The organism is Ochrobactrum sp. BTU2 (assembly GCF_024539785.1).
Taxonomy (GTDB): domain Bacteria; phylum Pseudomonadota; class Alphaproteobacteria; order Rhizobiales; family Rhizobiaceae; genus Brucella; species Brucella anthropi.
In genome coordinates, this window is record NZ_JAHWRG010000053.1 from 1 (window position 1) to 5,632 (window position 5,632).

Below are 5,632 nucleotides of genomic sequence, written 5' to 3' on the forward strand. Positions count from 1 at the left end.
GGGCTGTTCGTAGCGCTCACAAAAGACGAGCACATCTCATAGCGGCGAAGTCAACGCGCAGGGAAATGCGCGCTTACGAACATCACTGAAATCTTTGAACTTAACCGTCGATGCTATGGCTACCGCAGGCTACAGGCGTCATTGGCCAAACAATCCGTTATAATCTCAGAGAAGGTTGTGCAGCGTTTGATGAAACAGGAGAACCTGATCGTTGCCACGCCAAAGCGGCGGCGATACCGCTCCTATCTGGGAGAAATCAGTCCCGCACCTGAGAACCTCATTAATCGGGACTTCAAGGCCGCAGCTCCAAACGAGAAATAGCTGACTGACATCACCGAGTTCCAGATCCCGGCTGGCAAGGTGTATCTCTCGCCCATCATCGACTGCTTCGATGGTCTGGTCATCAGCTGGTCTATCGGAACGAAACCAGATGCGGAATTGGTCAACACGATGCTTGATGCCGCCATCGAAACTGTGAACGACACAGACAAACGGCCCATTGTGCATTCTGATCGCGGTGCTCACTATCGCTGGCCGGGTTGGTTATCGAGGATCAGTGATGCGAAGCTGGTGCGCTCAATATCCCGCAAGGCGTGTTCGCCAGATAATGCGGCCTGCGAAGGCTTCTTCGGTAGACTGAAAACAGAACTCTTTTATCCAAGGGATTGGAAGGCCACCACGGTCGAGCAGTTTATCCAGGAAGTTGATGGCTACATTCGATGGTACAACGAGAAGCGCATCAAGATATCCCTTGGCGCTCGAAGCCCAATCGAATATCGAAACAGTCTTGGCATTGTGACGTAGAACGAGTCCAAGTTTTTATCCGCACCCCCGCTGGGTCAGTTCTCAGTGGCAATCAACATCTGTACGAAGGGGCTTGACCTGTTCGATGCGATTAAACAACCAATCGACCCCTTCGAGAGTAGCGAACTCCACGGCTTCGAAGTTGCGCCACGGTCCCCGCCGATGGATGACTTCGGCCTTATAAAGATCGTTGATCGTTTCGGCAAGAGCGTTGCCGTAACTGCCGCCCACGCTTCCGACAGACGACTCTATGCCAGCCTGCGCCAGTCGCTCAGAATCGCGAATAGAGACATATTGCGAGCCGCGGATGGAATGACAAACCAGCCCGCCGCGGTGAACGGGTCGCCGATCGTGAAGCGCTTGATCGAGGGCGTCGATGACGAATGCGACGTAAACGAAGCCCTGCCAGGTCGCCATGTATATGAAATCCGAAAGCCAGGGCATGTTCGGTACTGGAGCCTTGAAGGGGCGACTGACGCAGTCGAGCGGACAGGGAGCAGACCTGTCCGCCATCGTGGTTTTGATAGGCTTGCCACGAATGATGCCTTGACGCTCCGTCATCTCGTGAGCCTGGCCACGGTGCAGCGAGCAATATCGAGGCCTTCTCGCTGCAACTGCCGCCAGACTTTCCGCCCGCCAAAGACCTGGAAGTTCTCGTTGAACACTCGGCGAATCTCGGCTTTCATGGCAATATCATTCCGTTCGCACGCCGATAGGCGGCCCACGTTCGTGCGGTTGGCGATAACCTCATAATAGGTGGACAGGACAACCGGCAGCAGTCTGCAGATCGGCTCGCCCCCTAGCACCGAACGGTGTTCGTCGATGAAGGAGATCATCGCTTCAGTGGGCGGTCGAGCCCCGCCAGGCGCAAATACGCCGAGGCTTTGGGCAAAATCTCATTCGTTGACGGAGCTCGTGGTTCTCCCGTTCCAGTGTCTTCGACTTCTCCGCCACGTCGCTCGGCAAACCTGCGCGCTTGCCGCTATCGATTATACTGCCGCCCAGCACTATGAATGCTCGGCTCATGTTCCGTCACCATCCGAACAGCGCGAGCACGGACTTCGAGAGAGAATTTGTTAGCAGTCTTACTTGTCATACACCCTATTTAAGTGCGCATTCGACGACGTGGAGAAAAAGCAGCGTTTCAGATCTTGGCAATATTTAGTAAAATCATCGATATTTAAATTTACTCATGATTGATGGCTGGGGCGCCTGGATTCGAACCAGGGAATGGCGGTACCAAAAACCGCTGCCTTACCACTTGGCTACGCCCCAACAAAGCAAACCGAAGCAATCGGTTGCGCGGCCTTATAACCGCTTCGACAATCAAGCGCAATCACCTAATAGCGAAATCCCGCCTAAGCTTACAGCGCCCACGAAGAACGTTTTCAACCGCTTATCGCGACGGCCGGTTACGCAAAACAAAACCGCCGATTTGCGTGCAGCCTCAAAGCTGCTATTTCCAGGGGACAAATGGTTTTTCGGTATTCATCATGCTGTTTCTGTCGATTTCATTTCTTGTCAGCGCTGCCTTGTGCGGCATAGGGCTCTACCTGCTGGACCGGCTCTTGCCCGAGCGCTTTCTTGCTGCGCGCATGAGCTCGCGCTCCAACCATACGACAGTGGCCCGGCAGATCGGCGGGTTGGCGCTTATTCCCGCAATCGTGGTGACTATCCTGATTTTTGCGCCGGATCTGGAAGTCAATGCGCATCTGGCGCTCTGTCTTTCGGGAGCCTCGCTATTGCTCTGGATCGTCGGAGGTCTGGATGACCGCTATGAGCTTTCGGAAATTATCCGGCTAGGGTCGCAGTTCATTGCGGCCGGGCTCGTTGTTTACGGTCTGGGATCGGATTTCCGGCTATTGCCCGAACTTTTGCCGCTCTGGCTGGAAGCAGCGCTCATAGTCATTGCGTTGGTGGTCGCGATCAATGTGACTAACTTCATGGATGGCCTCGACCTGATGACAACAGTGGGCATCGGGATTCCTTTAGCGGGTATCGGGCTTCTTGCAGCTCTTGGCCTCGCTGGATTGGAAAGCGGCGGCCTCGCAATTATCGCGGCGGGCGGAATTCTGGGGTTCGCGCTGTTCAACCGCCCGCCAGCCACGATTTTTTTGGGTGATTCAGGAAGCCTGCCGCTTGGGTTGATTACAGGAACGGCGCTGATCCTGCTTGCGCGCGAAACGCATATCGCCGTCGCGCTGATCCTGCCGCTTTATTATATTCTCGACGCAGGCACGACCATCGTGATGCGGTTGAGCCAAGGCGACAATATCCTGAAGGCGCATTCCAAGCATGCTTACCAGACAGCGAAGCGCTCGGGCTGGAGCGTGCGGAAGGTCGTCGGTCATGTGGCGCTGCTTAATCTGGTTCTCATCGCCTGCGCCATTGCGTTGCTCGCTCTCGACAACACAATCACGCAGGTCGCCTTCCTGCTCGTGGCAGTCGTCGCGACGCTGGTTCTGCTGCTGGATTTCCGCGGGCGCTTCAGGAAGCTATAACGTCGAACAGAATCTTGCGGACCGCATCGACATCGCCGCTTTCCATCGCAATACGCAATGCGGCAAGGCTGGCTGGAACATCCACGGCTGCCTTGTTGCCTTTCGGCGCGCGCATGATCTTTGGATGGCGCGTCGGCTGAGCCAGTGACGGATCGTAGAAGAGTTCCTCGTACATCTTCTCGCCTTCGCGAATTCCTGTCACCTCGATGGCAATATCGCCATGCGGGTTCTCTTCATTACGAACGGTCAGCCCTGCCAGCAGGATCATGTTCTCTGCCAGATCGCGGATCCTAACCGGTTCGCCCATCTCCAGCAGTACCGTGTCGCCGGATGCGGCGATGCCACCGGACTGCACGATAAGCTCGGCAGCCTCCTTGATCGACATGAAGTAGCGGGTCATGTCGTCATGGGTCAGGGTAATAGGACCGCCGCTGGCAATCTGCTCGCGGAAAAGCGGAACGACCGAACCGTTCGATCCGAGCACATTGCCGAAACGAACGGAATAGAACGCCTTCTTCTTTCCCGACTGCTCGGCGAGCATACCGCAATAATATAAGACCAGTTCGGCCCAGCGCTTGGTTGCGCCCATCACATTGGTTGGCCGCACTGCCTTGTCGGACGAGATGAGGACCATGCGTTCGACGTCGGTCTCAAGAGCCGCCTGGGCCACTTCCAGCGTGCCGAAAACATTGTTGAAGATGCCGACTAACGGGTTCTTTTCGACAAGCGGCACATGCTTGTAGGCCGCGCAGTGATAGACCGTATCGACATTGTGGTCGCGAATGGCCTTCTCGACGCATTCGCGGCTGCTCACCGTGCCGAGGATCGGCACGATCTCGCAACCGGCTATCTGTCTCAGTTGCCTGTCGATGTTGTAAAGCGCGAACTCGCTTGATTCGAAAAGGACGATGGAGGCGGGGTTCCATTGCGCAATGGTGCGGCAAAGCTGGCTGCCGATCGATCCGCCGGCCCCCGTCACCATGATGCGCCGGCCCTCGACCACTTCCCGCAACAGTGCCGCGTCCGGCGGCACCGGCGAGCGTCCGAGCAGGTCGTCGATTTCAACATTGCGCAGCGAGCTGACCAGATATTTGCCCGCCGTCAGATCGGCAATCGGCGGAAGAATGCGCGTATTGACCGGAAGTCGCCCAAGAAGCCGCGCAAAATCCTGACGCTGCTTCTGTTCCAGCCCCGGTTCCGATACGACCACCTGCTTGATGCCGTAGTTTTCGATCAGGGCGGGAATGTCTTCCACACCGTAGACACGCAGTCCCACGATATCCATGCCGTTGAGCTGGCCGTCAGGATCGACAAAGCCGACAACCAATGTGTCGCTATGGCTGCGAAGCGCGGTTGCGAGTTGGCGGGCGGGCTCGCCCACGCCAATGATCAACGCGGAACTCGCATAACGTTTGTCGGATTCAGCGCTTCGCAAAAGCCACTTCGCACCGAACCGGCTGGCAGAGATGAAAACGGTGCTCAAAAGCCAATAGAGCAGCGGAACCGAGCGCGGCAGGCCCGCGCTGCCGTAGAGTTCCATCAGGAACACCAGCGCAACCCAGAACAGCGAGGCAATGGCCGTGGCCTGAAAAATCGGCCAGATCGCACGTTCCGCCAGATAGCGGATAATGGCGCGGTAGAGCCCAAAGCGAATGAAAACCGGGATTGCCAGAACGGGCGCGATGAAAATCAGGAACGTTTGTCCCTCGTTCGGCACGAAAACGAAGCCGAGCCGGATGACGAACGCGATATAGGCACTCAGCAACAGCAGAGCGCAGTCGCTCAGCATCAGGATGATCTGTTTGCTGGCGCGGGGCAAAAGCGCCAGTCTCTGCCATGGATATTTCAAACTCATACGCGTGTAATCCCGCTCTCCCACGGAGAGAAATACCGGAACGATTCCAGCGCCATAAGGCTATTCATACTACTATTGGGGACTAAAATTTAGTCAATCCCTTCGCGGCTTGCCGCACGTCGTAGCTGCGAAGCATTCAAATTTCTCGCCACCGTTATCATGAGTCCTCGGGCAGGACTATATCAATTGCCGTTTCAGGCGCTTAACAAACATCTTTTGGCCAAATTGGGGCCGCGTTCGGTCTCGTGGTTCCCGCATGTCCCTGCCCCAAACAGGTTGCCGCTTTCGGGAGACCGCCAGAGCGGACGCGCTCGCACAGGTTCGCGCTTCCGCTCCATCGCTTTGATTTAGCGCAATTGTACGATGCCAGATAATTCCGGGAGACTGCAAAATGCCCTAGGCGGCGTGGACGAATTTGAGCCAGTATCTTGCGGTAGCAATATGAACCATGCTGATGAAGCTCTCGGCGAGT

Annotated in this window: 2 protein-coding genes, 1 tRNA gene, 2 pseudogenes and 1 other annotated feature; of the genes and pseudogenes, 2 read left to right on the forward strand and 3 right to left on the reverse strand. The window is 56.2% G+C overall.

What is annotated here, in order from left to right; genetic code table 11:
• Positions 1–81 precede the first annotated feature (81 nt).
• A pseudogene (locus tag KWJ32_RS27685) lies at positions 82–804 on the forward strand (IS3 family transposase); the annotation flags it as partial.
• Between the two features lie 87 nt (positions 805–891).
• On the opposite strand, the pseudogene KWJ32_RS27690 reads toward KWJ32_RS27685, so the two are convergent.
• Positions 892–1,900: pseudogene (locus KWJ32_RS27690) on the reverse strand (IS3 family transposase); the annotation flags it as partial.
• Positions 1,566–1,682 (reverse strand) — a sequence feature (AL1L pseudoknot). Its footprint overlaps the pseudogene before it by 117 nt.
• Positions 1,901–2,004: 104 nt before the next feature.
• Positions 2,005–2,079 (reverse strand) — tRNA-Gln (locus tag KWJ32_RS27695).
• Positions 2,080–2,297: 218 nt separating this feature from the next.
• On the opposite strand from KWJ32_RS27695, the gene KWJ32_RS27700 reads away from it, so the two are divergent.
• On the forward strand, positions 2,298–3,305 hold the full coding sequence (locus KWJ32_RS27700; RefSeq protein ID WP_256886603.1) for a glycosyltransferase family 4 protein: 1,008 nt from the start codon (positions 2,298–2,300) through the stop codon (positions 3,303–3,305).
• Here the strand turns inward: KWJ32_RS27700 and KWJ32_RS27705 are convergent.
• On the reverse strand, positions 3,292–5,160 hold the full coding sequence (locus tag KWJ32_RS27705) for a nucleoside-diphosphate sugar epimerase/dehydratase (RefSeq protein WP_256886604.1): 1,869 nt from the start codon (positions 5,158–5,160) through the stop codon (positions 3,292–3,294). The two genes, KWJ32_RS27700 and KWJ32_RS27705, sit on opposite strands and share 14 nt — an antisense overlap.
• Positions 5,161–5,632 lie beyond the last annotated feature (472 nt).

Coding starts and splice junctions, on each gene's coding strand:
- KWJ32_RS27705 (WP_256886604.1), bottom strand. CDS start 5,160: ATGAGTTTGAAATATCCATGGCAGAGACTGGCGCTTTTGCCCCGCGCC.
- KWJ32_RS27700 (WP_256886603.1), top strand. CDS start 2,298: ATGCTGTTTCTGTCGATTTCATTTCTTGTCAGCGCTGCCTTGTGCGGC.